This is a genomic window from Yeguia hominis (assembly GCF_014384705.1).
GTDB lineage: Bacteria > Bacillota > Clostridia > Oscillospirales > Acutalibacteraceae > Yeguia > Yeguia hominis.
This window is the reverse complement of sequence record NZ_JACRSN010000016.1, coordinates 1-25,369: the sequence shown is the minus strand read 5'-3', so window position 1 is coordinate 25,369 and position 25,369 is coordinate 1. Positions and strand designations below refer to the sequence as shown.

At 47.1% G+C, this 25,369-nt stretch carries 21 protein-coding genes and 1 pseudogene; 13 read left to right on the top strand and 9 right to left on the bottom strand.

Going from position 1 to position 25,369, the window contains the following annotated elements; genetic code table 11:
- Positions 1–10: 10 nt before the first annotated feature.
- The 5 genes from IAG03_RS10310 to IAG03_RS10290 all read right to left on the bottom strand — a co-directional run bounded on the left by IAG03_RS10310 (position 11) and on the right by IAG03_RS10290 (position 5,168).
- Positions 11–850, bottom strand: coding sequence for a carbohydrate ABC transporter permease (locus IAG03_RS10310; protein WP_249319953.1), 840 nt, complete (start codon positions 848–850; stop codon positions 11–13).
- Between the two features lie 2 nt (positions 851–852).
- Complete coding sequence (locus IAG03_RS10305; protein WP_249319952.1) at positions 853–1,746, bottom strand: carbohydrate ABC transporter permease; 894 nt, start codon at positions 1,744–1,746, stop codon at positions 853–855.
- Between the two features lie 68 nt (positions 1,747–1,814).
- Positions 1,815–3,152: an ABC transporter substrate-binding protein gene (locus tag IAG03_RS10300; RefSeq protein WP_249319951.1), complete on the bottom strand. Its 1,338-nt coding sequence runs from the start codon at positions 3,150–3,152 to the stop codon at positions 1,815–1,817.
- 280 nt (positions 3,153–3,432) lie between these two features.
- The gene (locus tag IAG03_RS10295) at positions 3,433–4,041 is read right to left on the bottom strand and encodes a YczE/YyaS/YitT family protein (protein ID WP_249319950.1); all 609 of its coding nucleotides are present in this window, start codon (positions 4,039–4,041) and stop codon (positions 3,433–3,435) included.
- Positions 4,035–5,168 (bottom strand): iron-containing alcohol dehydrogenase, encoded by a 1,134-nt coding sequence (locus tag IAG03_RS10290; RefSeq protein ID WP_249319949.1) that lies wholly within the window; start codon positions 5,166–5,168, stop codon positions 4,035–4,037. The genes IAG03_RS10295 and IAG03_RS10290 overlap by 7 nt, the downstream gene beginning before the upstream one ends.
- Before the next feature lie 399 nt (positions 5,169–5,567).
- Between IAG03_RS10290 and IAG03_RS10285 the strand changes: the two genes are divergently transcribed.
- Together IAG03_RS10285 and IAG03_RS10280 are read left to right on the top strand one after the other, a co-directional pair.
- Complete coding sequence (locus IAG03_RS10285) at positions 5,568–7,316, top strand: sensor histidine kinase (protein ID WP_249319948.1); 1,749 nt, start codon at positions 5,568–5,570, stop codon at positions 7,314–7,316.
- Positions 7,309–8,139, top strand: a complete 831-nt coding sequence (locus tag IAG03_RS10280) for a response regulator transcription factor (protein ID WP_249319947.1) — start codon at positions 7,309–7,311, stop codon at positions 8,137–8,139. Before IAG03_RS10285 ends, IAG03_RS10280 begins: the two co-directional genes overlap by 8 nt.
- A 274-nt stretch (positions 8,140–8,413) precedes the next feature.
- Here the strand turns inward: IAG03_RS10280 and IAG03_RS10275 are convergent.
- Together IAG03_RS10275 and IAG03_RS10270 are read right to left on the bottom strand one after the other, a co-directional pair.
- Positions 8,414–8,655, bottom strand: a pseudogene (locus IAG03_RS10275) (transposase); the annotation flags it as partial.
- Between the two features lie 308 nt (positions 8,656–8,963).
- Positions 8,964–10,343: a citrate/2-methylcitrate synthase gene (locus IAG03_RS10270; RefSeq protein WP_249319946.1), complete on the bottom strand. Its 1,380-nt coding sequence runs from the start codon at positions 10,341–10,343 to the stop codon at positions 8,964–8,966.
- Between the two features lie 223 nt (positions 10,344–10,566).
- Here IAG03_RS10270 and spoIIP point away from each other — a divergent pair, with 223 nt between their 5' ends.
- From spoIIP to IAG03_RS10255, 3 genes are all read left to right on the top strand, one after another.
- Positions 10,567–11,706: a stage II sporulation protein P gene (gene spoIIP, locus IAG03_RS10265; RefSeq protein ID WP_249319945.1), complete on the top strand. Its 1,140-nt coding sequence runs from the start codon at positions 10,567–10,569 to the stop codon at positions 11,704–11,706.
- A 47-nt stretch (positions 11,707–11,753) separates the two neighbouring features.
- Positions 11,754–12,089, top strand: a complete 336-nt coding sequence (locus tag IAG03_RS10260) for a hypothetical protein (RefSeq protein WP_249319944.1) — start codon at positions 11,754–11,756, stop codon at positions 12,087–12,089.
- Between the two features lie 211 nt (positions 12,090–12,300).
- The gene (locus tag IAG03_RS10255; protein WP_249319943.1) at positions 12,301–12,981 is read left to right on the top strand and encodes a hypothetical protein; all 681 of its coding nucleotides are present in this window, start codon (positions 12,301–12,303) and stop codon (positions 12,979–12,981) included.
- A 108-nt stretch (positions 12,982–13,089) separates the two neighbouring features.
- On the opposite strand, the gene IAG03_RS10250 is transcribed toward IAG03_RS10255, so the two are convergent.
- Entirely contained in the window at positions 13,090–13,710 is a 621-nt protein-coding gene (locus tag IAG03_RS10250; RefSeq protein WP_249319942.1) for a hypothetical protein, read from the bottom strand.
- Here IAG03_RS10250 and lepA point away from each other — a divergent pair.
- The 7 genes from lepA (at position 13,670) to mnmA (ending at position 23,041) form a co-directional block, all read left to right on the top strand.
- Entirely contained in the window at positions 13,670–15,478 is a 1,809-nt protein-coding gene (lepA, locus tag IAG03_RS10245) for a translation elongation factor 4 (protein ID WP_249319941.1), read from the top strand. The genes IAG03_RS10250 and lepA overlap by 41 nt on opposite strands.
- Entirely contained in the window at positions 15,471–16,592 is a 1,122-nt protein-coding gene (gene hemW / locus IAG03_RS10240; RefSeq protein WP_249319995.1) for a radical SAM family heme chaperone HemW, read from the top strand. The genes lepA and hemW overlap by 8 nt, the downstream gene beginning before the upstream one ends.
- 117 nt (positions 16,593–16,709) lie before the next feature.
- On the top strand, positions 16,710–17,399 hold the full coding sequence (locus tag IAG03_RS10235) for a response regulator transcription factor (RefSeq protein ID WP_249319940.1): 690 nt from the start codon (positions 16,710–16,712) through the stop codon (positions 17,397–17,399).
- Positions 17,400–17,423: 24 nt separating this feature from the next.
- Entirely contained in the window at positions 17,424–18,932 is a 1,509-nt protein-coding gene (locus tag IAG03_RS10230; protein WP_249319939.1) for a HAMP domain-containing sensor histidine kinase, read from the top strand.
- Between the two features lie 44 nt (positions 18,933–18,976).
- A complete protein-coding gene (locus IAG03_RS10225; protein ID WP_249319938.1) occupies positions 18,977–20,713 on the top strand; it encodes a S1C family serine protease in 1,737 nt (578 codons plus the stop codon).
- Between the two features lie 321 nt (positions 20,714–21,034).
- Positions 21,035–21,967, top strand: coding sequence for a cysteine synthase A (cysK, locus tag IAG03_RS10220; protein ID WP_249319937.1), 933 nt, complete (start codon positions 21,035–21,037; stop codon positions 21,965–21,967).
- A gap of 6 nt (positions 21,968–21,973) precedes the next feature.
- Positions 21,974–23,041 carry a tRNA 2-thiouridine(34) synthase MnmA gene (gene mnmA / locus IAG03_RS10215; RefSeq protein ID WP_249319936.1) on the top strand — a complete coding sequence of 356 codons (1,068 nt, stop codon included), beginning with the start codon at positions 21,974–21,976 and terminating at the stop codon, positions 23,039–23,041.
- Positions 23,042–23,195: 154 nt separating this feature from the next.
- Here the strand turns inward: mnmA and IAG03_RS10210 are convergent, their stop codons facing one another.
- The gene (locus IAG03_RS10210) at positions 23,196–23,624 is read right to left on the bottom strand and encodes an RrF2 family transcriptional regulator (protein WP_249319935.1); all 429 of its coding nucleotides are present in this window, start codon (positions 23,622–23,624) and stop codon (positions 23,196–23,198) included.
- Positions 23,625–23,922: 298 nt separating this feature from the next.
- On the opposite strand from IAG03_RS10210, the gene IAG03_RS10205 reads away from it, so the two are divergent.
- Complete coding sequence (locus tag IAG03_RS10205; RefSeq protein ID WP_249319934.1) at positions 23,923–25,218, top strand: O-acetylhomoserine aminocarboxypropyltransferase/cysteine synthase family protein; 1,296 nt, start codon at positions 23,923–23,925, stop codon at positions 25,216–25,218.
- Positions 25,219–25,369: the final 151 nt, after the last annotated feature.

Sequence of the window (25,369 nt, the reverse complement as noted above, 5' to 3'; positions counted from 1 at the left end):
TTTAATAAGATTACCCTTTGATACCAGCACCAATTGCAAGTGCCTTTTCAAGCTGCTCCCCCAGAAAAGCATATAAAATAATAGCAGGCAATGAAGCCATAACCATTGCAGCACCCATACCGCCCCAGTCAGTAGAGTTCTGATTTCGAAAGTTAATCATGCCTAAAGGAAGCGTTTTTAGTGATTCTTTAGAAATCATAATGAGTGCTATCGTAAATTCATTCCATATACCGATAAAAGTGTAAAGGTAGGCGGCGGCGATAGCAGGAACTAAAAGAGGGCAAATGATGGCAAAAAAGGTGCGTATAATGCCTGCACCGTCAATGTAAGCTGCCTCCTCAAATTCATAAGGGATTTGTCGCATAAATCCGTAAATAATTAAACAGGCAAAAGAAAGTTGAAATGCTATGTAGGGAAGAATTAATGCTAAATGAGTATTAGCAAAATGCCACTTTTTTACTAAAATAACCATAGGGATTAAAATTATTTGCATGGGCACAAATAATCCAAAAGCGATATAAGATCTGGCGATTTTAGAGAACTTCCATTGCATTCGAGCGGTGGCATATGAAAATAATAATGCCAAAAGTACGGTAAGGGTAACGGAAATGAAAGTTACAATTATACTATTTTTAAAGTAGATGGGGATGCTGAATTTGCTCCAAGCATTTTTATAATTTTCAAAATAAATAGATTTGGGAAGACCAAAGGGATTATGGAGAATAATTTCTTCATTTGTTTTTAGAGACATTAAAAGCATATATACAAAAGGATAAAGGTTAAACAATCCCAAAAGAATTAAGAAGAGCCAAATAAAAGGTTTGGCTAATTTATTTCTAATATAAAGCATTGCTAACAGCTCCTTTCCTTGTATATATCGTGGCGATTGAATAATTTATTGATAATGGAATAAAATATTTCACATTCAATAACAATAATCACAGCTACAGCACAACCGTATCCATATTTTCCCCTAATAAAAGCTGTTTTGTACATAAGATATGCTAAGGTGTTGGTGTAATCGCCGGGGCCTCCGTTTGTCATAATAAAAATTGTATCAAAGGCGTTGATAGCAGTGGAGGTTGCAAAAACAAGACAAAAGCGTAAGGCTTCCTGCAGCATAGGGAAGGTTATGTGGCGATGCATTTGTAAAACCGAAGCACCGTCAATTTTAGCGGCTTCAAAATATTCTTCCGGAATAGAGCGAATGTTAGTGTAGTACATCATAAATGCAAGCCCCATATACTGCCATGCACTTACAAATGCAACCACTAATATTGCAGTATTTGAATTTGTAAGCCATTCCTGACGGTAAGTAACTCCTAACATCTCAAATATTTTGTTAAGAAGACCGGAATCGAAATTAAAAATACTTAACCACATTTGACAAACAACCGTAGAGGAAATGATGACAGGAAGAAAAAAAGCGGATCGAAATAGATCGCGCATTTTAGAGCGAATGGCTACCAATAAAAGTGCTGCCAGCATGCCTATAATTAACATATATCCTAACATCACTGCAAGATAAATCAGTGTATTTTTTTGGCAAAGCAGGAATAGGCTTGAAGTAAACAATTTTTTATAGTTTTCAAAACCAATCCAAGTTCCGGAGCTAATTCCATCCCAGTCGAGCATGCCGCCGTAAAGCGCTTCTACAATTGGATAAGCAACCAGGACTGTAAACAATAAAAGCGTTGGTGCTACAAAAAGGATTAAGGTTAAAGAGTAGTTTTTAAATTTTTTCAATTGAATCATCTGCCTTTCTAAGGAAAAACGGGGAGTTTTTAGCTCCCCGTTTGAAAGGAAAAGTACAATTAATCTGCTGCAAGAATTTCCTGCATCATTTCATTTGTTTCTTTTGTAAAGTCCTCAACAGAATAGTCTCCAGTGAAAAATTTGTTGCATTGTTCACAAATCACACCATAAGAATCGCCGTGATTCCAAGCCCAAGGCATGGGGGTGATGGAGTCAACCTTTAAATTGAAATATTCTTGAGAAAGAGGTCCAGATTTCTTTTCAGCTTGAATATCATTAGTGGTAAGCTTTTCTGTGGTATAACCGTTTTTATAAAGGCCTTCAACATTTCCAACACTGAAGTAGCAAAGCCATGTAGCTGCAACATCTAATTCTTTTGCGGTAGGAGAAACAGCATAGCCGTTGTTGCGATCACCGCCGCCAACACGATTTGCTGTATCCTGTGGTTGGCCTTCATCCTGAAAAGGATATCCAACCAGTTTGAAGGTTCTGCCTTCGGCGCGGGAATCAAAATAGTCGGTCCAAGTGGTTCCGGGCAAACGGCACATAGCAGCTTCATTATTTAAGAATGAAAGACGGGCATCTTCTTCTGAAATAGTAAAAGCTGAGGGAGAAAACATTCCGGCATCCACTAGCCCCTTAACTTTTTCGGCAGCTTTAACAAACACATCATCTGTGGCAGAAATAGTTCCTTTATCTATATCCCACAGATTATATCCTTCGCGTGTAAGTACAAAATCAAAATATAGTGCAGTTTGAAATCCTTCCTTGAAGGAATCAGCAACGGGGGTAATATTATTGGAATGGCATGCTTGAATAAAATCAAGAAACTCATTGTAGTTGGTAGGCATATCGATTCCCAAAGAATCCAACAAATCCATATTAGCGATTAAATCTACGGTGCCGGAAGATCCACCAGAAAATCCATAAATATGCCCATCTAATGGGTCTGATAATTCATCAAGCGAGTCCCGATCCATTTGATTAATTAAACCGGTTTGCTCCATCCATTTATCAATTGCTTGATTGTTATTTGACTTTTTAAAAATTTGAACCAATGCATTGTTGGTTACATAAAAGTCCGGCATAGTTCCAGCAGCGGCAAGGGTTTTAATTTTCACATCGCCATCCTGAGGATCTGGTTCAATATTTAATGTTACGTTGGGGAATTTTTCTTTTGCCGCAGCTACGCCAGCATCAAATCCACACTGCGAGCTTTCATCAATTGTTAAGGCCCAGATAGTGTATTCAATAGTAGTATTGTAATCTATTTCACCGGAGGTGGAGTCACTGCTGCTTTCGGAAGAGGATGACGCTTTATCTGATTCCATACAGGCAGTGCATGATAAAAGCAATAGCAGAACGAATAGCAGGCTGATGAGTTTTTGTTTTTTCATAGCTTTCCTTCCTTTTTATAGTTTATAGTGTGATATTATAGAGATAATATCATTGTTAGCAACAAGTGCTGATTCAAACGAAATGTTTTCCTGTTACTTGTTAATCAATGATAGCTTTTAAACAAAAAGCTGTGTGGCCACACAGAATCTCTAAAAACTGATTATATTTTATCATAAAAACTCAAAATGTAATGCAATAAAATAGTACATCCCTTATGAATTCGCCACAAAATAGAAGAATTTGCTACATTTTTGTTATTTCTGTCATAATGTTATTGTGTTAAATCCATTTTGTAAGTGATTTTACAGCAGGCATGGCTATATTTACCAGCTTTCCAAATAGAACAGCAGAGAGTAATGTTCCAATTCCGGGTTTAACGCCCATAATAAGCGCCAGAAGCGTTAGAACAAGATAGACAACGGTTAATCCAAAACCATAAGTTTTGTGGCAAAGTTCTGCTGTTAACATGCTAAGCATATCAAGTGATTGATATCCAAAATGGAATTGTACATAGTAAGCCAGAGAAATAACAATAAAAACACTTCCTAAAAGGAAACAGATAATCTTCCCTAAGAAATTTAGTTCCGGAAATAGGTTTTCCACTAATAGAGTCCAAAAATCCAGACATGGCCCGGCTCCAAAACAAAAAGCGGCAGTTCCAAAATGAATATAATTTCTTCGCAAAAATAAGAATATAAAAAAGCAAAGACCTTCAAAAAGCAGGGCTGCATTTCCAAGACTAATGGAAAGAACAAAGGAGAGACCAATTTCAAAGCTGGTGAAAGGATCAGTTCCCCATCCGGCTTTTGTAAAAAGCACGACTCCTAAGGTCATAACCGGAACGGCCGGAAGAATGGCAAAACACTTACGTAGATTTTTTTTTACCATTCCGTTTCTCCATAAGCTTTTTGCAGAATATGCTGGTAATCCTCTGCTGTAATTGTTCGAACATTGCTCAGTGAAAGGGAATTCTTCTCTGCTTTTTGTGCCAGCATAGGAATATCCTCTATACAAACCTTTTCGAGTTTGTTATAAAGAGGAATGGAAAGCGTTCGGTTCATTTCCCGAATTTTTTGCACCAAATTTTCAGTGCGAAGACAATGCGCAAGCTTTTGGTAGCGTTCGGCACATGTTAGTTGATTAAATTCTACGATATAGGGCAAGAAAATAGAATTGGCAACACCATGGGGAATATCGTACCAAGCGCCGATTGTTTCGGCAATTGCGTGAACAGCGCCAACATTGGAATTGATAAAGGCCATGCCTGCCATGGAGCTTGCTATGAGCATTTTTTCACGGGCTTCAAGGTTATATCCATTTTCATAAGCAGTAAGGAGATAATCGCCTACTAATTTTGTGGCTTCTAAGGCTAAAGCATCTGAAAAAGGGTTCCTTTCTTTTGCAGTGAAGGCTTCAATAGCATGAGTAAGCGTATCCATGCCGCAGCTGGCAGTAAGTCCCTTGGGCAGAGACAGCGTCAGTTCAGGGTCACATATGGCAACCGTCGGATACAGCTTGTCTGAATCCAGGATGCTCATTTTAAAACGTCGTTTGGTATCTGTGATAACAGCCACGTAAGTTACTTCGCTGCCGGTGCCGGCGGTGGTGGGGATGCAAAAAAGCGGCAGAGGAGCACAGGGGAGGTCGCGTTCCTCATAATCTTGAATTGACCCGTGATTGGTGCAAAGGACAGCAGCCGCTTTTCCTTGATCCATGGAGCTGCCGCCTCCTAAAGCAACAATAGCCTGAGCTTGAAATTGCTGTGCCAAAAGGGCAGTGGCCTCGCAATCAACATCCCGCGGATTCGGTTTTACGGAAGTGTCAAGAATAGTTTGAATTTGAGAGACGTTTAAAATTTGTTCAAGGCGCTTGACAATGTCACTTTGTCCTAAAAAGCTGTCGGTTAAGATAAGGGCTCTGAAAATTCCTCGTTGTGCAAGCTCTTTTCCAACAAATGAAAGTGAGCCTGCGCCAGAAATTAACTTTGTTTTTTCAGAGAAAACAAAAGAATGCATAATATGATCCTCCTTCCAATGGTTTTTTCATCATAGCAGTTTTTGTAATAGCAAGGGTATAAGAATATGCTACCATTTTGTAAAATATAAGCGAATAGCACTAGTTCGCGAGAAAAACCAGATGGCTTTTCTTGACTTTTTGGGCGTTTTTACTATAATGAAAAAGGAAGGCAAAAACGAGGAACATAGAGCTTGTCCCAACAAAGTGGCTCTACCTGCGCAAATCGAATGCTGCGAACGAGAGAGGCGGCTGACGGACTCCGTTACGGGCGGGTTCGCCCAAGGGGAACACTGTCTGGCCGTTTACTCTCCCATTCCAGCGGCTTCGGCTTTGAGATGGAAAAAGACGCGGCTGGCTGCCACGTCTTTAATTCATGATTATTGTAGGAGGTGAAATCAATGAAAAAGCTATCAATTCGTAAAAAGATGCTGCTTCTTTTTATTCCTCTCTTTTTAGGTTCTTATTTTATATTAGCTTTTTTGTTGATGCGCTTAATTAGTACATTTTATAATACTCAATTAAAAAATTCATACAAGGATCAAACGGTGATATTATCCCTGCAAATAAACTCGGTCTTGGATGAATTACCAGCCTGTGCACTAAATATTTTGAATGATTTTAATAGAAATGAAAATAGAACTTTACTGACGGAACCGGCAGATTCCCGTTTGGAAAAGTATATGCAGGATAAAAAGATACAGGAGCTTTTATACAACAATCTCTATTTATATCCGGATGTCAGGAGCATTGGACTTTGTGGGCCAGATCTAGAACTTCATTATACGGGCTATCATATGAAAGACGCTTGGAATGAACAGGCAATTGAAACTGTTAAAAAAGCAATTTATCAATATAGTACGCAGGATATCTGGTATCCATATGAACAGCGGGAATATCTGACAGACACGGTGGATACTCCAGTTTTAACGCTGGGCAAAAAGATTATCAGTGTGTCAGATGCGGAATTAATTGGTTATGTTTATATAAATTTGAGGGAAACATCTATGTCGAATTTGTTTTCTTCCCTAGAAGATGCATTCACACATTATTATGTTATAAATGCAGAAGGAACCGTTATTTCTGCAACAGAAAAATCCTTGCTCACGCAGAAGATTTTTGCAGATTTAATAAGGAATTACCAAGACAATGTGCCGTTTGAATATGAAAATAGCTTCGTTACAATAAACGCATTGTCGCAAAATAACTTGTATTTGATAGGCATAACGGATAATGCGGCACTACGGGCAACGTCCTCTCAGATTTATCAAAGTGTTTTTTGGGTTTCAGGATTAACACTTTTGGCACTGACAGCATGTATTGTTTTTTTTTCAAGGCGTCTTTCTCTTCCAATTGAAAAACTGACAAACCGGATGCGTCATATGGAAGGAATCGATTCTGGTGTTGTGATAGAACACAAAAGGAATTGTGATAATGAAATTGAGGATATGAATTGGTATTTTTCTCAAATGGTGAAGCAGGTCAATATCTCTTTTGAAGACTTAAAACAATCGGAAGAGCAAAAGCGAGAGCTGCAACTTTCTTTGCTGCAAGATCAAATTAAACCGCATTTCCTGTATAATGCATTGGATGCTATTTATGTAATGGAATTTATGGAGCAGCGTAAAGAAGCAATGGAGGCGACAAAGGCATTAGCGGATTTTTATCGTTCGGCGCTTTCCGATGGCGAAGAAATTGTTACTATTGGGCAGGAAATTACAATGAGCACCAACTATCTAATGATTCAAAACTTTCGTCATTCCAATATTTTTCGGTATTCTATACAGGTACCAAACGCACTTTATCCTTACACAATTCCTAAACTTACTTTGCAGCCGATTATTGAAAATGCGCTTTACCATGGGCTGCGTGAAAAAAGTGAAGGAGGAACCCTATATCTGGTGGGAAATGAAGAAGAAAATTATATTTATCTCACAATTTCAGATGATGGCGTAGGTATGGATGAAGAAGCGCTTCGGCATTTACGAACAAAATCCAAATCGCATTTTGGTTTATATAGCGTAGATGCACGGATTAAGCTTTATTTTTCACCGGAGTGCGGTGTTACAATCCAAAGTGAACTAGGAAAAGGGACGGTAGTGACAGTAAAATTACTAAAAAGGCGACAGGAGAAAACCGAAGATGGATGAAAAAATTCGTTGTGTGGCATCGGACGATGAGGCTTTATTTCAGGCCTACCTGAGAAAAATTATTCCTTGGGAGGAATATGGTTTTACGCTATGTGGCGTTGGAGCAGACGGAGAGGAAACACTTGCTATGATTCGGCAGTTTAAGCCACAGCTTTTGCTTTTGGATATCAATATGCCGAAGCTTAATGGATTGGAATTGTTGAAAAAAATTTCGGAAGAAAAATGTAGGCCGGCGCATTGTGTAATTATCAGCGGATATCGAACCTTTGAGTATGCTCAAACAGCTATGCGTTTTTCAGTGGAAAATTATTTGGTTAAGCCATTTACAAAAGAGGAATTGCTGGAGTGTTTGCTGCCGATTCGAGAAAAAATTCAGTTGGATTGTGAAACGGTTTTTCAATCGACATCTGCACCGAAAGTTGTGAGCAATCCTGTGTTGGATCGGTATCATGCGATTTTACAGGAAGAAAGTTTGACACGTTCCCATGCTTTATTAAAGAAAGCTTTGCTTTATATCGATAGTCATTATGCGCAAGAACTGACGCTTCAAGATATAGCGACGGCGCTTTATGTTTCTCAAAGTTATCTTAGAAAGGTTTTTGCAAATGAAATCCAAAATTCTGTGGGTGCTGTTTTAGAAGAAATTCGGCTTAAAAAAGCTTGTGAGCTTCTGGAGAAAAACATGTACTATGTGTCAGATATTGCGGAGATGGTAGGGTATAGCAATCCGACCTATTTTACAAAAGTTTTTAAAAAACGTTTTGGCATTACGCCCAGTCAATATGCTGTCCGTTTTATGAACTCCTTAAAAGATGGTGATTGATAAGCAACAGACAAGTGAACTTATTTTTATAAAAAAAGAAGTGCCGCAAATTTGCGGCACTTCTGAATAACGAATATTCGACAATCAATGTAAAGGGTCGTCAGCAATCTACCCATTCGATTTCTTGCTCAACTTGCCAAAATGTTTTTCCATCAAAAAGGGGTGCTTTTTTCGAACGCTTCAACGCACTTAAAACAATTCCTCTGTTCTGTTGAAATTACTATATTAGCATCAGACATTTTATAAAATTCTAATGCATCTGAGGCTGCCTTATTGTTTCCATTGAATTTACACGGACACGCGGCATGTGGAGCGTAATGTCGCGCCGGAGGTTGTGGTAAGGTTCCGATCATAGCGGCCGCTGCGGCAGCCCTGACGGGCCTCGCTGCGCTCGCAGCGAGACTCCGCCTCCTTTTCCAGCAGCTCGTTCAGGGTTTCTTCCACGTTGCTTCGGACCAATTCCTTGATCTGCCCCTTGATTACTTCCTCGTTTAGCTGCACAATTTTCTCAGACATCGTTTGTTGTCTCCTTTCAGAATGGTGTGTCGCAACTTCATTCTGAAAGAGTCTGCAAATGATGTCTTCTTTTTTGCTCGTTTCAATTTGCGCAACTTATCTTACCTTATCTATCTAAGCGCCGGCAGATCGTCTTTCGCCTTGAGAAATTGAAAAGTAAGTAGCGCATAAAAAGCTCCGATATCCGTTTTGATACGGATATCGGAGTTCTTTTTGTACGGACGATTCCTGCTTAAATACAGTCTCGCCTAAAGAGAATTCAGAACAGCCCAGGATGTGGGGGTACATTGAGACGATCAACAGCCTGGTTAAGGACGCTGATCAAGCGGGACAAAAGCCCGTGGCCCCTGAATTGCGCCGTAAGCGGGACGAATAATTTTGTTGGCGTTGATCAGTTCTTCCATGCGATGCGCGCTCCATCCGGCGATTCTGGAAACTGCAAAAATCGGCGTGTAGAGCTGGGTCGGAAGATCCAGCATGCTGTACACGAACCCGCTGTAAAAATCGACATTCGGGCTGACGCCTTTATAGATTTTTCGTTCTTCCGCAATGACTTTCGGGGCCAGACGTGCGACGTTGGAATAGAGCGTATATTCCTTTGAGCGCCCTTTTTCTTCGGAGAGATTTTTGACAAAGCGTTCCATAATATCTGCGCGGGGATCCGAGAGCGAATAGACCGCATGCCCCATTCCATAGATCAGGCCGGAATGGTCAAAGGTTTCTTTGCGGAGAATCGAACGCAAATAACGCTCGATTTCTTCATCATCGTCCCAGTGGTGAACGTTCTTTTTCAGATCTTCAAACATCCGCACGACCTTGATGTTCGCGCCGCCGTGCCGCGGTCCCTTGAGCGAACCGAGTGCAGCTGCAATTGTAGAGTAGGTGTCTGTGCCGGAAGAGGAGACCACGCGTGTGGTGAATGTAGAGTTGTTTCCGCCGCCGTGCTCTGCATGCAGCACCAGACAAATATCCAGCACGGTTGCCTCGAGTTCGGTGAATTGCTTATCCGGACGGAGGATCCGCAGAAGATTTTCCGCAGTAGAGAACTCCTTTTTCGGCGGATGGATATAGAGGCTCTTGTCATCGTGATAATGCCGGTAGGCCTGATAACCGTAGACAGAAAGCAACGGAAACAGCGCGATGAGCTGTAAACTCTGACGCAGAACATTCGGCAAAGAAATATCGTCAGCCTTTTTATCATAAGAATAGAGTGTCAGCACGCTTTTGGAAAGCGTATTCATCATATCATGACTTGGGGCCTTTAAAATGACGTCCCGGACAAAGTTCGTCGGCAGCGTTCGGTAACAGGAAAGCAGTTCCGAAAAATTCTGAAGCTCTTCTCGGTTGGGGAGCTCTCCAAAAAGCAGAAGAAAGGTTGCCTCTTCAAAGCTGAAATGATGGGTTGTTTCTGCATCCTTGACGAGATCTTCCACATCGATGCCGCGGTAATACAGTTTTCCTTTTGCAGGTACCAGCTTGCCGTTTACCATCTGGTGTGCACGAATATCAGAAATCTCCGTAAGGCCGGCAAGCACGCCCTGACCGTTGATATCACGTAATCCGCGCTTTACATCATACTTTGCATATAGGCTGGGATCGATCGTGCTGGTTGCTTTGCACCGTTCTGTCAGTGCCACAATCTCTTCTGTGACCTCCGAAAAATTCGTTCGATTCCGTCTAATCGCCATAATACACATCCTTTCTCTGTTTGTTTGCGATACAATTTATAAAAAGAACTTCATCTTCGGCCCGACTTTCTTAGGGCAGGGGTTTCAAGAGCAATTGCGGGCAAATAGATTTTTTATAATTATACCGTGTTTTGGCTTTTTAAAAATGGACAAATTATGAATAACCGGGTTGAATCGGTAAGTCTTATTTGGTTTGGAAAACGAAACGGAGGCGACGCGAGCGATGCGTTTGAATAAACAGAAAGGAAAACTTGTTTTACTGCGCGGCGCGGGAAGCGTTGCAGCAATTCTGCTGATTTGTTGCTTTGTAGTCCGGGTTATCCCGTTTGCAAGGGCGGAAAGCGCGAATGCGGCGCTTCTTTCAGCCAGGCTTGTCCTTCCCGGAGAATCGGAGTCCGCTGCGGATGCCGCGAGTTCGCTCCCGGAGGATTCCGATAGTGCCTTTGAGGAAAAAGCAGAAAGCGCCATCTTGCCGGACCCGGAAGCGCAGCTTGGAGAACCCGCAGCGTCCGAGTCGGAGACGTCTTCGGCGGACTCGCAACCGGAAACGCAGCCGGATCCGGAAAAGGGAAAAACGTATCCGATTATCGAAACGGTGGTCGGCGGCGGAACGCAGTATGGGAACCTGTTTATAAAAACAGATTCCGGCATGGAGCTTCCGGATTTTACGGAGGAACTCGCGTCAGATCCAGATGTTTCAGTGGCAGTAGACGGGTCACCGACCGTGCTGCTGTATCATACGCACACGTCGGAAGCTTATATGGAATCAGACAGCACGTTCTATTATGAATCCATGAAATCCCGCAGTGATGATCCGTCCCGGACAGTCGTTGCAGTGGGGGATGCCATCGCAAAAGCGCTGGAGGAAGCGGGAATTGGAGTCATTCATGATACGACGGTTCACGATACGACATACACCGGTTCCTACGCCCGGTCCGAACAGACAGTTCGGGAATATATGGAAAAGTATCCGGGAATTGAAATTACGATCGATATCCACCGGGACGGTTTGGAAACGGCGGATCAGGAGAAAATGAAACCGACGGTTGAAATTGACGGAAATAAGGCGGCGCAAATCATGATTATGAGCGGATGCGACGCGGATGGCTCCCTGAATTTTTCAGACTGGAAATATAACCTGCGGTTTGCGCTCCAGATACAAAATCGGATGACCGCGCGGTATGGCGAACTGATGCGGCCGCTCTATTTTTGCGATCGGAATTATAATATGCACCTTTCGCACGGTTCTATTCTGGTCGAATTCGGCACGGATGCCAATGCGGTCTCGGAAGCGGTCTATTCCGGAACGTTGTTCGGGAAAGGGCTGGCGGAGGAGATTTTGGCGCTGGCGGATGAATCCTGATCTTCCGGGTACGATATTCCCAGATCGTTTTTGAAAGGAGAACGGGAATGTCGGCAGGAAAGCGTGTGGGTGTAATCATTTTGGTGCTGCTTTTATGTGCAGCGGCCGTTGTTTGCGGCCTGGCGGCTGCAGAATATTACACCAGGCAGACCGGATTTGGCGGAGCGGAGATTCCGCTCTTTATTGAAAAAGACGCGGATGAGCGAATTTGGCTACAGGTTCACGCGCTGGGAATGGAACAGTCTTATGAACTGACGCCGCTTCTGGCCTTTTTGGAAAAAGTACAGGCAGTTGTGGACATGGAGCCGCACAGACTGGGCGGCATGTGTGGGGGGACAATGTCGGCTTTTATCCGGAATGGACGCAATTTTTACGGACTTTGAAAGAAAAACGCAAGGAAAGTGTTCGGGAAATTGTAAAATTCCCGTGAAGTTGTTGTCTTTGCTGTCGAACGTTGTTATAATAAAAAGAAAGATTTCCGCCGTAAAAAGCAGACGGAGTGGTACGATGAAAACATCAGCGAGAAGGATCTTTGCGCTGTTTGCGGCGATCCTGTTGATATATGGAGGATGGAGCTTCGGCGGTACAGGTTGGTTGGCAGTTCCAGTTTTCGCGGAGAGCGGAACAGAGGGAGAATCTGAAGGAACGCCGGATCCGGAACCGACGCCAGACCCGGAACCCACCCCGGAGCCGGAGCCCACGCCGACTCCAACCCCAGAACCGACCCCGACCCCGGAGCCAGAGCCGACGCCGGAACCGGAACCGTCTTCCACAATTACACCGGTTCCTGTGGAACCAACCCCAGAGCCGACGCCGGACAACCCTTGGGAGCCGGAACCGGAGCCAACCCCAGAGCCGACACCGGAACCGGAGGAATCTTCTGAGCACGAACCAAGCGCTCCGGAATCGATTGCAGAGTCCTTGGCAATCGAAGAAAGCAGCGCGCTTTCTTCCGCGCTTGTTTCTTCAGAAGGGCTGTCTCTTCCGGATATCAGCGGATTTTCCTCATCCGGGACATCTGTTTCGGTGATTAATACGCAGAAGTCGAATCTGATCGGCGTGATTTGCTGGATTGTGATCGGAATTGGAATTTTAGTGGTCATTTTCGTTTTGTTCCGATCTATGAAAAAGCCTTCTGCAAACGCGAAGCCGGGCCGCAAACATTACCGCAGAACGAGACTAAAAAGGACCAAACGTCATCTGCTCGGAGACGAGTACTACAAGAAACATAAAACGACCAGCTCGAAGCTGCGCTTTAAATCGAAACGCAAATAAATAAGAAGGCCGCTCTTTCGAAACAGACGAAAGAGCGGTTTTGTGTTTTGCTCGCGAATGAAGGGGGAACATCCGGCAAAAGGCAGTAGAAAAACAGGGAAGGACGTGTTATAATAACCTCAACGTGTCCTGCTCCGCATGGCGGCCGGCTGTGCCGTCCACGCAAAACGATGCGTTTTGCCATGTTGAGAACATTTTGCCAAAGGCATAATAACCTCGACGCGCCCTGCTCCGCATGGCGGCCGGCTGCGCCGTCCACGCAAAACGATGCGTTTTGCCGCGTTGAGAATATTTTGCCAAAGGCATAATACCCTCAACGTGCCCTGCTCCGCATGGCGGCCGGCTGTGCCGCCCACGCAAAACGATGCGTTTTGCCGTGTTGAGAACATTTTGCCAAAGGCATAATACCCTCAACGTGCCCTGCTCCGCATGGCGGCCGGCTGCGCCGTCCACGCAAAACGATGCGTTTTGCCGCGTTGAGAATATTTTGCCAAAGGCATAATACCCGCAACGTGCCCTGCTCCGCATGGCGGCCGGCTGTGCCGCCCACGCAAAACGATACGTGTCCCCCAAGGCTTGATAAAGGGCATCGCTCTTTTTTGAAATTTTTATTTGCGCAAATTGCGCGAAACAGCGATAAAAAACGGAAACACCGCACGGAATGTGCAGAATCAGGATAGGTGAAGAAATGGCAGTATCACAGGAGAAAATCCGGAATTTCAGCATCATTGCACATATCGATCACGGAAAAAGTACGCTTGCGGATCGGATTCTTGAAGAGACGCAGTCGGTTGATCTCCGCACGATGGAAGATCAGCTTCTGGACAATATGGATCTGGAGCGAGAACGCGGAATCACCATAAAGGCGCATGCAGTGACCCTGCAATACAAAGCCGATGACGGGGAGACCTATGTCTTTAACCTGATCGATACGCCGGGACACGTGGATTTTAACTATGAGGTGTCTCGGTCTCTTGCCGCCTGTGAGGGCGCCGTTCTGGTTGTAGACGCCTCGCAGGGCATTGAAGCACAGACACTGGCCAACACCTATCTGGCGGTTGATGCCGGGCTGGAAATTGTCCCGGTCGTCAATAAAATTGATCTGGCCAGCGCCGATCCGGATCGTGTCTGCAATGAAATCGAGGATGTAATCGGGATTCCGGCGCAGGATGCGCCGCGTATTTCTGCAAAGCAGGGAATCAATATCCGTGCAGTTATGGAACGGATTGTGACAGACATTCCTGCGCCGTCCGGAGATGATGCGGCGCCGCTGAAAGCATTGATTTTTGACTCTTACTATGACGCCTACCGTGGGGTCATCGTGTATGTCCGTTTGAAAGAAGGCCAGGTGCATCCAGGAGATACCATTCGGATGATGGCGGTTGGAAGCGAATTCACCGTTGTGGAATGCGGCCATTTGCGCGCAACGCGCCTGGAACCCTGTGACGGCTTGTACGCGGGTGAGGTGGGCTATATTGCCGCTTCCATCAAGGCTGTGCGAGAAGCAATGGTCGGAGACACGGTAACGCTTGCGGATCGTCCGGCGGAAAACCCGTTGCCCGGATACCGTGCGGCGCAGCCGATGGTGTTCTGCGGGATTTATCCGGCGGACGGCGCGCACTATACCGATTTGCGCGAAGCGCTGGAGAAATTGCAGCTGAATGATGCGGCGCTTTCCTTTGAACCGGAAACATCGGTTGCGCTGGGATTTGGATTCCGGTGCGGATTTTTGGGTTTGCTGCATATGGAGGTTATTCAGGAACGTCTGGAGCGCGAATACAATCTGGATCTTGTCACAACGGCACCGAGCGTTGTTTATCATATTACCAAAACAAACGGCGAAAAACTTTCGGTCGCGAACCCGACGAACTATCCGGATCCGGCGCTGATTGCTTCAGCAGAGGAACCGATGACAAATGCGCATATCTATACACCGAGCGAATTTGTCGGAAACATTATGGAACTTTGTCAGGAACGGCGTGGTGTATTTAAGGATATGAAATACCTCGATACGGATCGGGTGGATATCCACTATGCGCTGCCGCTCAACGAAATTATTTATGACTTTTTTGATGCGCTGAAGTCTCGCACGCGCGGGTATGCTTCGTTTGATTATGAGCTTTCCGGATACGAAAAGTCGAATCTTGTCAAGCTGGACATTATGCTCAACGGCGAAATTGTCGATGCGCTTTCCTTTATCATTCATGCGGATAAGGCGTATCCGCGCGCCAGAAAAATGGCGGAGAAGCTGAAGGAAAAAATTCCGCGCCAGCTTTTCGAAGTCCCGATTCAGGCCTGTATCGGCGGAAAAATTATTGCGCGCGAAACGGTAAAGGCTCTGCGGAAAGATGTTCTTGCAAAATGCTATGGCGGCGATATTACCCGCAAAAAGAAACTGCTGGAAAAGCAGAAGGAGGGCAAAAAGCGCATGCGCCAGCTCGGTACGGTAGAGGTGCCGCAGGAGGCGTTTATGAGTGTGCTCAAGCTGGATGAGTAAGCCTGTCGGACTGTATGTCCATGTTCCTTTTTGCATACAGAAATGCCCGTATTGCGATTTTTATTCGCTTCCTGTATCGGATGACGGAATGAATTCCTATACCGAAGCGGTGCGGCGGGAAATCGTCCGGTTTGCCCGACTGCATCCGGGCGTTTCTGCAGATACCGTCTATTTTGGCGGCGGCACGCCGAGTTTGCTGGGTGAGGCAAGACTTTGCTCCATCTTGCATACGCTGACCCGGTCTTTTTGTGTTTTGCCGGATGCAGAGATCACCCTGGAAGTCAATCCCGGTGATTCGCTCCGCACACTTCTGCAGGAGGTCCGGCGCGCAGGTTGGAACCGCCTTTCGATCGGTATGCAGTCTGCTTCCGACGAGGAACTGAAACTTCTCGGACGGCGCCATACGGCGGCACAGACAGCGGCCTGTGTGGAGGACGCGTTGACGGCTGGATTTTCCAATTTTTCGCTGGATTTGATGCTGGCTATTCCGGCGCAGACAGAAGAGAGCATTTGCCGGTCGATTGCATCGTGCGCTGCGTTTGGCGCGTCGCATGTTTCGGCCTATTTACTGAAAATTGAAGCGGGAACCCCATATTCCCGCTGTGCGTCGACGCTTTCCCTGCCGGACGAAGAAGAAACAGCATCGCGGTATCTTTTGGCCTGTACGGAATTGGAACGGCATGGATTTGCGCAATATGAAATTTCCAATTTTGCAAAGCCGGGCAAGCAGAGCCGGCACAATCTGAAATACTGGCACGATGCGCCCTATTTGGGCTTTGGGCCGGCCGCACATTCTTTTTTCGAGGGCAGGCGTTTTTTTTATCCGCGAAATTTGCAGACGTTCTGTGAAACTGCCGCGCCGGTTTCGGACGGTGAGGGCGGCGGATTCGAAGAATACGCCATGCTGGCGCTCCGGCTTCGGGAAGGCCTTTGCAGGGCGGCCTGTGCGGAACGGTTCGGCGAAGCGGGAACGGCGGCGTTTTTGAAGGTGTTTCAAAAGGCGAAATGCTATATGGCGGCCGGGTTGGTGGATGGCACGCCGGAATCGGTCGCGCTGACCAGAGAGGGATTCCTGGTTTCCAATGCGCTTTTGGCGGAGCTGCTTTCGGAATAGACACGGGCATTGCATTTCTTCATAAATTTTCAAAAAAAATTCACGTATTCTACACGTCTGGTTCGTATAATAAACTTGGGATTTCCCAAATTTTGATGAGAAATGAGGAGTGGGAACATGGCGGTTGGAAAAATTTTAATCGTAGACGATGATCAAAACATCTGCGAGTTGTTGCGTCTTTATATCGAAAAAGAAGAGTTTGAGGTTGCAATTGCCAATACAGGCAAACAGGCGCTGGAATTGTTTGAATCTTTCGGACCGGATCTTATTTTGCTGGATATCATGCTTCCGGAACTGGATGGATGGCAGGTTTGCAGAGAAATTCGGAAAACCTCCCAGTGCCCGATTATTATGCTGACCGCGAAGGGAGAGGTGTTCGACAAGGTTCTGGGATTGGAACTCGGTGCGGACGACTATGTGGTCAAGCCCTTTGAGACCAAGGAGGTTGTCGCCCGAATCAAGGCGGTTCTGCGCCGCCTCGGCAAAACCGGGGACAAGCAGGTCAAGGAGGTTAAATACGACAAGCTGTCGATCAACCTGACAAACTATGAACTGAAAGTCAACGGCGTACAGATCGATACGCCGCCCAAAGAGATGGAACTGATTTACCATCTGGCAAGCAATCCGAACCGCGTTTTTACCCGGGATCAGCTTCTCGATGAGGTGTGGGGATTTGATTATTATGGGGATTCCCGTACCGTCGATGTCCATGTCAAGCGTCTGCGTGAAAAATTGGAGGGTGTCTCCGATCAGTGGTCGCTCAAGACGGTCTGGGGCGTCGGATACAAGTTTGAAGTAAAAAGTTAACCGCGGCTGAGGAGCGGAACAGGCATGCAAAAATCACTTTTTAAAAAATATTTGCGGATTACCAGCTTTATCATCGCGATGTGTTTTGTGTTTTTGATTTTGGTGATGATTGCGCTGATGTCCCGTCAGTGGCGGGACGACAAACGGGAGCTTCTGGGAAAAAACGCGTCGGCAATCGCGACACTGGCCAGCAACAATACGACCTATGATGCGGGAAACGATGTCTATGTCGTCAATGAGCTGGTTATGCGCCCGTTTATTCAGGCGTTTGCCAAAAACAGCGATGCGGATATTTTCATCACCAATGTCAGCGGAGAATGCCTTTTAGGGGAATATCAGAAAAGCGGCAAAGAGACGCTCGGAACCCTTCCGGAGGAGGTCGTTGCGATTGCGCTGCAGGGGCAGTACGCGGCGCAGGGAACGCTGAGTGGGTTGTATGACCGGCCGTATTACGTTGTTGGAGTGCCGGTGCATGTGACCGATGAGGACGGCGTGCTCCGGACGATCGGTATTGTTTTTTCCGCAACCAGCGCGGAGTCTCTGACGGCCTATTGGATGGAGACGCTGCATATGTTCTTGTGGGTCGGCATTACCATTTTCATGGTCGCCTTCTGTATGGTCTGGATCTTTACCTATAAGCAGATTCAGCCGCTCCGGCAAATGGCTGCGGCGGCCCGCAAATTTGGCGAAGGCGACTTTTCCACCCGGATTCCGGTTTCCAGCGAGGATGAAATCGGGCAGCTTGCAACGGCGCTGAACCAAATGGCGACTTCGCTGGCTTCCGGCGAAAGCATGCGCCGGAATTTCATTGCAAACGTTTCGCACGAACTGAAAACGCCGATGACTACGATCGCGGGATTTATCGACGGAATTTTAGACGGAACGATTCCAAAGGAGCAGGAATCCAAATATTTGGGAATTGTTTCGCAGGAAGTAAAACGGCTTTCGCGCCTTGTACGCACGATGCTGGATTTGTCGCGGATCGACAGCGGAGAGCTGAAAATCCGTCCCGGGCGCTTTGACCTGACACAGACTGTTTTTTCAACGCTGATTACCTTTGAAAAGCCGATTGAAGAAAAACATCTGGAAATTCGCGGACTGGAAACGGCGGAAAGTCTTTATGTGGATGGCGACCCGGATATGATCCATCAGGTTGTCTATAATCTGATTGAAAACGCCGTAAAGTTCACAAACGAAGGCGGATACATCGAAATTTGTATTTTTGATGCCCCGACACACAGCGGCGTCCGCATCCGCAACAGCGGCGCAGGAATTGCACCGGAGGAAATCGGAATGATTTTCGACCGGTTTTATAAGACGGATAAATCCCGCAGTCAGGATAAAAACGGAATGGGCTTGGGGCTTTATATCGTCAGAACCATCATCCGGCTTCACGGCGGCGAAATTACGGCGTCAAGCGAACCGGAGGAATACACGCAATTTGAATTTTGGCTTCCGAAAAAACAGGAGGCCCCGAAGTTAAAGGACGGTGCACTGCCTTCGCAACCGTCCGAAACCGGAAAACAGGCATAAAAACTGCGCGGCGGAATGTGCCGGCGCGGAAAGGAAAATGAACGATGTGCGATCAAAATTTTACGCCGTTTGATGCAAAAGAAGCAGAAAAGGACGCTTTGGATGCGTCGGAACAGAACCCGGAAGCTGCAGAGTCGGCCCAAGTACAGGCACAGCCCGAGGAAAGTCCGGTGACGGAACCGGATTTTAACGTGCAGGAGCAGGAGACGCCGACGCAAACGCCAAAAAGTTCGGAGCAGCAGGAGCCGGCTGCAGAACCTCGTGCGCAAACGCCGCCTTCCGGCGGAGAACCGGGACCTTCTTATGGCGGACCTTCGCCCTATGCGCCTCCGTATGCACAGGGCGGGTATTATCCGCCGCAGCCGCCGCGTGCGCCGTATCCACCCTATGCGCCGCCGCAATCCGGGCCTTATGGTGCGCCGCAGGGCGGATATTATCCCCCGCAGCCGCCACAACCGCCGCAGCCGCCGCGTTATCCGCAGCAGAATCCCGGGTGGGGATCTTCACCATACCGGCAGCCATATTATCCTCCGGTGCAGCCCGCAGCTCCTGCGCCGCGCGAAAAACTCAGTACCGGCGTAAAGGTCTTTTTGTGGATTGTCGGCGCGTTGATCGGTACGCTGTTGATTGGCTTTGTCAGCTATGGGGCTTATACAATTGTGACAGCGCCGGATGACGGCAATACGATTTCGTCCATGCCGGTGGATCCCGGCCCGGAGGAAAGCACGCCGCCTGCGTCCGGGGAAAGCGGCTCTGAGCCGGAGAGCAGTACGCCTTCGATTCCGGTAGTGCCCAACACAGAGGGGATTCGGATTGAAAGCAAGACAGGCGACGAAAAAAGCGCAAAAGAAATTTACCAGTCGATTGCGCCGAGTCTCGTCGGAATTGTCGCGACGCCGAGAACGGAATCTGAGAATGCCGGGGAGTCCCAGGGCTCCGGCATTATTGCGACCGCAGACGGTTATGTGATTACCAATGCGCACGTGGTGCTCAATACCCGGAATATTGATGTCAAGGTGATCATGCACGACGACACCGAGTACGATGCAGTCGTCGTCGGGTATGATAAGACGACGGATTTGGCAGTTTTGAAAATCAATGCAGAAAGCGATCTCGTCCCGGCAGTATTTGGAGATTCTGAAAAGCTGGCGGTTGGCGACTGGGTTCTCGCAATCGGCAATCCCGGCGGCGTGGATTTTTCCAGCTCTCTGACACGGGGGATTGTCTCGGCTGTAAACCGAAAAGTCGGTTCCAACAGCGAAAACGGCATGACCTATATTCAGACCGATGCGGCGATCAATCCGGGAAATTCCGGCGGCGCGCTGGTCAATATGTATGGACAGGTTATCGGAATCAATTCCTCGAAAATCGTGGCTTCCGGCTATGAGGGGATGGGATTTGCAATTCCGATCAGTAAGGCAAAATTCATTGTCGATGATCTGATGGCATCCGGTTATGTGCAGGGCAGAACGCGCCTCGGAATTCGCGGCATGGATGTCTCGATGTACGAGGTGATGTCGGGGCGTCCGCAAGGATTTATTATTGACTCCATCGATGAGGACAGCGCGTTTTCCGGAACGGATGCGCAGAAGAACGATATTATTACCGCACTTGACGGCACGGAGGTCACCGGTCTGCAGGATATTACCAATATCCTGAGCACACATGCGCCGGGAGACCGCGTGACCGTGACGCTGTATCGGCAGGGAATGCGCGGCAATGAGATTACCTTTGATGTGACAATTACGCTTTTGGAAGACAAAGGCGAAACGCAGAATTGACGGTTCTGCTGAAAGAAAACAGGCCTTTCCTGATCAGGAAGGGTCTGTTTTTTGTCCCGAAAAGCGAATATGTGACATACGTGGCGTCGAATGGCATTCATCTTATCAAAATCGCAAACAAAAAATGGAAAAAACCAATTGACAGGTTGCAATTCCAGTGCTATAATCACACTAACATATAAGAAAGGTATGTAATAAAAGTGCTGATACAACGCTTATTGCGCCGCAATGTGAAAAAGGCAGCGTTTCGATGTTCCGGAAACCAGATGGACCAAAAATCATTTTGATGAAATAAAACAACACAAAAGGAGAGAGTTGAACATGTCCAGAATTTATACATCCGCAGATCAGCTGATTGGAAGAACGCCGCTGTTGGAACTTGCCCATATTGAAAAAGAAGAAGGACTTTCCGCAAAAATCTACGCAAAGCTGGAATACTTCAATCCAGCGGGCTCTGTAAAAGACAGGATCGCCAAAGCAATGATCGATGAAGCAGAAGCTTCCGGCGCGTTGAAGCCCGGTTCCGTCATTATTGAACCGACTTCCGGAAATACCGGAATTGGTCTGGCTTCTGTTGCGGCTGCGCGTGGATATCGCCTGATCATTGTGATGCCGGAAACGATGTCCGTGGAACGTCGGCAGATCATGAAAGCTTATGGCGCGGAACTGGTGCTTACAGAAGGCGCAAAGGGTATGAAGGGTGCAATTGCAAAGGCAGATGAACTTGCAAAAGAAATCCCGAACAGCTTTATCCCGGGACAATTTGTCAATCCGGCAAACCCGAAAGCGCATTTTGAAACAACCGGACCGGAAATCTACGAAGACACCGATGGCAAAGTGGACATTTTTGTTGCAGGGGTTGGAACCGGCGGCACGGTAACTGGTGTTGGAAAATATCTGAAGGAAAAAAATCCTTCTGTCAAAGTTGTTGCAGTGGAGCCGGCGGACTCTGCGGTCCTTTCTACCGGCGTAGCGGGCAGCCATAAAATCCAGGGAATCGGCGCCGGGTTCGTTCCGGATGTCTTGGATACGAAAATTTATGACGAAGTGATCCCTGTAAAGAACGAGGATGCATTTGCAACCGGAAAACAGATCGGCAGAAGCGAGGGCGTTCTGGTGGGGATTTCCTCCGGCGCGGCAGTTTGGACGGCGATAGAGCTTGCCAAACGTCCGGAGAATCAGGGAAAACACATTGTAGCGCTCCTTCCCGATACCGGTGACCGCTATTTGTCCACGCCTTTGTTTGCGGATTGAGGCGCTATGAAGAGAGCAATGATTGCGATGAGCGGCGGCGTGGATTCCAGCGTCGCCGCTTATTTGACACAAAAAGCCGGGTATGACTGCATTGGGGCGACCATGCGGCTTGCGACCAATGCGGAAACGGGAATTCCGGAAGGACATTCCTGCTGTTCGCTGTTCGATGTGGAAGACGCCCGCAGCGTAGCCTATCGGTTGGGAATTCCCTATTATGTGTTTAACTTCACAGAGGATTTCCGGGAAAAGGTGATCGATCGGTTTGTCGATGCATATTGTAACGGGGAAACCCCGAATCCCTGTATTGACTGCAACCGGTATCTCAAGTTTGAAAAGCTGGTTTTGCGTGCAAAGGCGCTGGAGTGCGGCCGGATTGTGACGGGACATTATGCGCGGATCGAACAACAGCCGTCCGGGCGTTATGTCCTGAAAAAAGCGCTGGACGAGACGAAGGACCAAAGCTATGCGCTCTATCATCTGACGCAGGCGCAGCTTGCGCATACACTGTTTCCGCTCGGTTCACTTCCCAAAACGGAAGTGCGCAGAATTGCGCAGGAACAGGGCTTTTCAAATGCAAAAAAGCATGACAGCCAGGATCTTTGCTTTGTGCCGGATGGAGACTATGCCGGCGCGATTGAGCGATATACGGGGAAACGCTTCCCGCACGGGCCGTTTTTGGATGAGAACGGCGCGGTGATCGGAGAGCATCGGGGAATCATTCATTATACCGTAGGTCAGCGAAAGGGCCTTGGATTTTCTTTTCCGGAACCGGTCTATGTTTGCCGGATTTGCCCGGAGACCAACGCGGTAGTACTGGGCAAAAATGCGTCTCTTTATGAAAAAACGCTGCATGCAGAAGAAGTGCATTGGATTTCCGGCGAAGCCCCGGAGCATCCGGTTCGCCTGAAGGCAAAAATTCGATACCGCCAGCCCGAACAGCCCGCAATCGTGACGCCGGAGGGTGAGCATGCAATTTCCGTGACGTTTGACCTTCCGCAGCGAGCGATTACGCGGGGACAATCCGTGGTTTTATACGACGGAGACATTGTGGTTGGCGGCGGCACCATTCGCTGAAGAAACGAGCAAATTTGCGGGGTTAGAAAGGCTCTGCAGTTCGAGGCTCTTTGTATGACCGAATCAAGTATGACCGAATCAGACCTGCTATATAATAAAGAAAAAACGCGTGCGCCGAATGTTCGGTACACGCGTTTTTGGAGTCGATCAAAATTCAGATGACAAAATCGCCGACGGATTCGTCACGCACAAGATCCGCAATGGTGATCCCCTCGAAAAAGTCGTCGATCAACCGGTACAAGGATTGCCACATCCCAAGCGTTCGGCATTCAGCGGCGCGTTTGCAGGTGTTGGGATGTGCATCGAGACAGGCGACTGGTGCAAGGCTGCCTTCAATGGCTTTCAAAATGCTGCCAACCGTATAGGCATCCGGCGCGCGGTTTAATCGATAGCCGCCGCCTTTTCCGCGCATGGCATCGACGAAGCCCATTTTGCTTAGAACAGAAACAATACTCTCTAAATATTTTTCAGAAATTTCCTGTCGCTTTGCGATATCCAGGAGAGGAATATAGGCCCCCGTGTTATGTTCTGCGAGATCAATCATAACGCGCAGGGCATAACGCCCCTTTGTAGAAATCATCATGGAACTCGTCCTCCTTTTATAAACATATTATACTACAGGGTTAATGGAAATTCAAGGTAAAAAATTCAAAAACCTATTGACAAAATATGTTGAACGCTTTATAATTCTATTAATCCACAAGGGAAGTAGGTTAAAACGATGAAAAATCAATTCGAAATGCTGATTCGGGCTAACTATCGTTTCGGACGAATGTGATCCTCTGCAGAATATGGAGACACAAAAAAACAGGCCTTGCTTTCGGGAAAGTTGAGGAAGCTTCCGAATGCAACAAAAAATTAAAAACGAAAGGGTTTTTCATATGGCAAAGAAAGCATATAAATTTGAAACATTGCAGTTACACGTCGGGCAGGAAACGCCGGATCCCGCTACAGACGCCCGTGCGGTACCGATTTATGCGACGACATCATACGTATTCAAAGATAGCGCACAGGCAGCAGGCCGCTTTGGGTTGACAGAGGGCGGAAATATCTATACGCGCCTGATGAATCCGACCTCCTCTGTATTTGAAGAGCGAATTGCGGCGTTGGAGGGCGGCGCTGCGGCGCTGGCGGTTGCGACCGGTTCTGCTGCAATTACCTATGCCATTCAGAATATTGCGCTTGCCGGAGATCATGTGGTTTCCTCTACGAATCTTTACGGTGGAACCTACAACCTTTTGGCCAACACCCTGCGCGATCAGGGCATTACCACGACTTTTGTCGATCCGTCCGATCCGGTCAATTTTGAAGCGGCAATTCAGGAGAACACGAAGCTTCTTTACGCAGAAAGCCTAGGGAACCCCAATTCCGATGTCATTGATCTGGAGGCAATTGCAGCCATTGCACACAAACACGGAATCCCATTTATTGTGGACAGCACGTTTGCAACGCCGTACCTGCTTCGCCCGATTGAACACGGTGTAGATATCGTGGTCCATTCTGCGACGAAATTTATCGGCGGTCATGGTACCGTAATGGGCGGTGTCATCGTCGACAGCGGAAAATTTGATTGGGCACAGAACGATAAATTTCCCGGCCTGTCAAAGCCGAATCCCTCGTATCACGGCGTTGTCTTTACAGAAGCTTGCGGCAATTTGGCCTACATCTTAAAAATTCGTACGACCCTTTTGCGAGATCAGGGTGCAACGATTTCCCCGTTTAACTCGTTCCTTCTCTTACAAGGACTGGAGACCCTCTCACTGCGTGTGGAGCGCCATGTCGAAAACGCGCTGAAAGTGGTGGAGTTTTTGAAAAACCATCCGCAGGTTGAGCGTGTGAACCATCCGTCTCTCGCAACCGGACATGCCAAAGAACTTTATGACCGCTATTTCCCGAAGGGTGCGGCGCCGATTTTTACGTTTGAAATCAAAGGCGGCGCAGCGGAAGCGAAAAAATTCACAGAGAGCCTGACGCTGTTTTCTCTGCTCGCCAATGTGGCGGATGTAAAATCTCTGGTAATTCACCCGGCTTCCACGACGCATTCGCAGCTTTCCGAAGAAGAACTTCTTGCAAGCGGAATTAAACCGAACACAGTCCGTCTCTCCATCGGGACAGAACATATCGACGATATCCTGGAGGACTTGGAACAGGGCTTTGCCGCTGTTCGCGGAGAATAACGCTTTGAAAAATAAAATCCCGGCTTTTGCATTGAAGTGACCCCAAAAAGTTAGACAATATTCTGAAGTAAAAAATGTTCAAGCAGCCGAAAGGGCTTGCTGTCTGTGAATTGCAGGCGGCAAGCCCTTTAGCTTTGCCTTGATTCTGCGG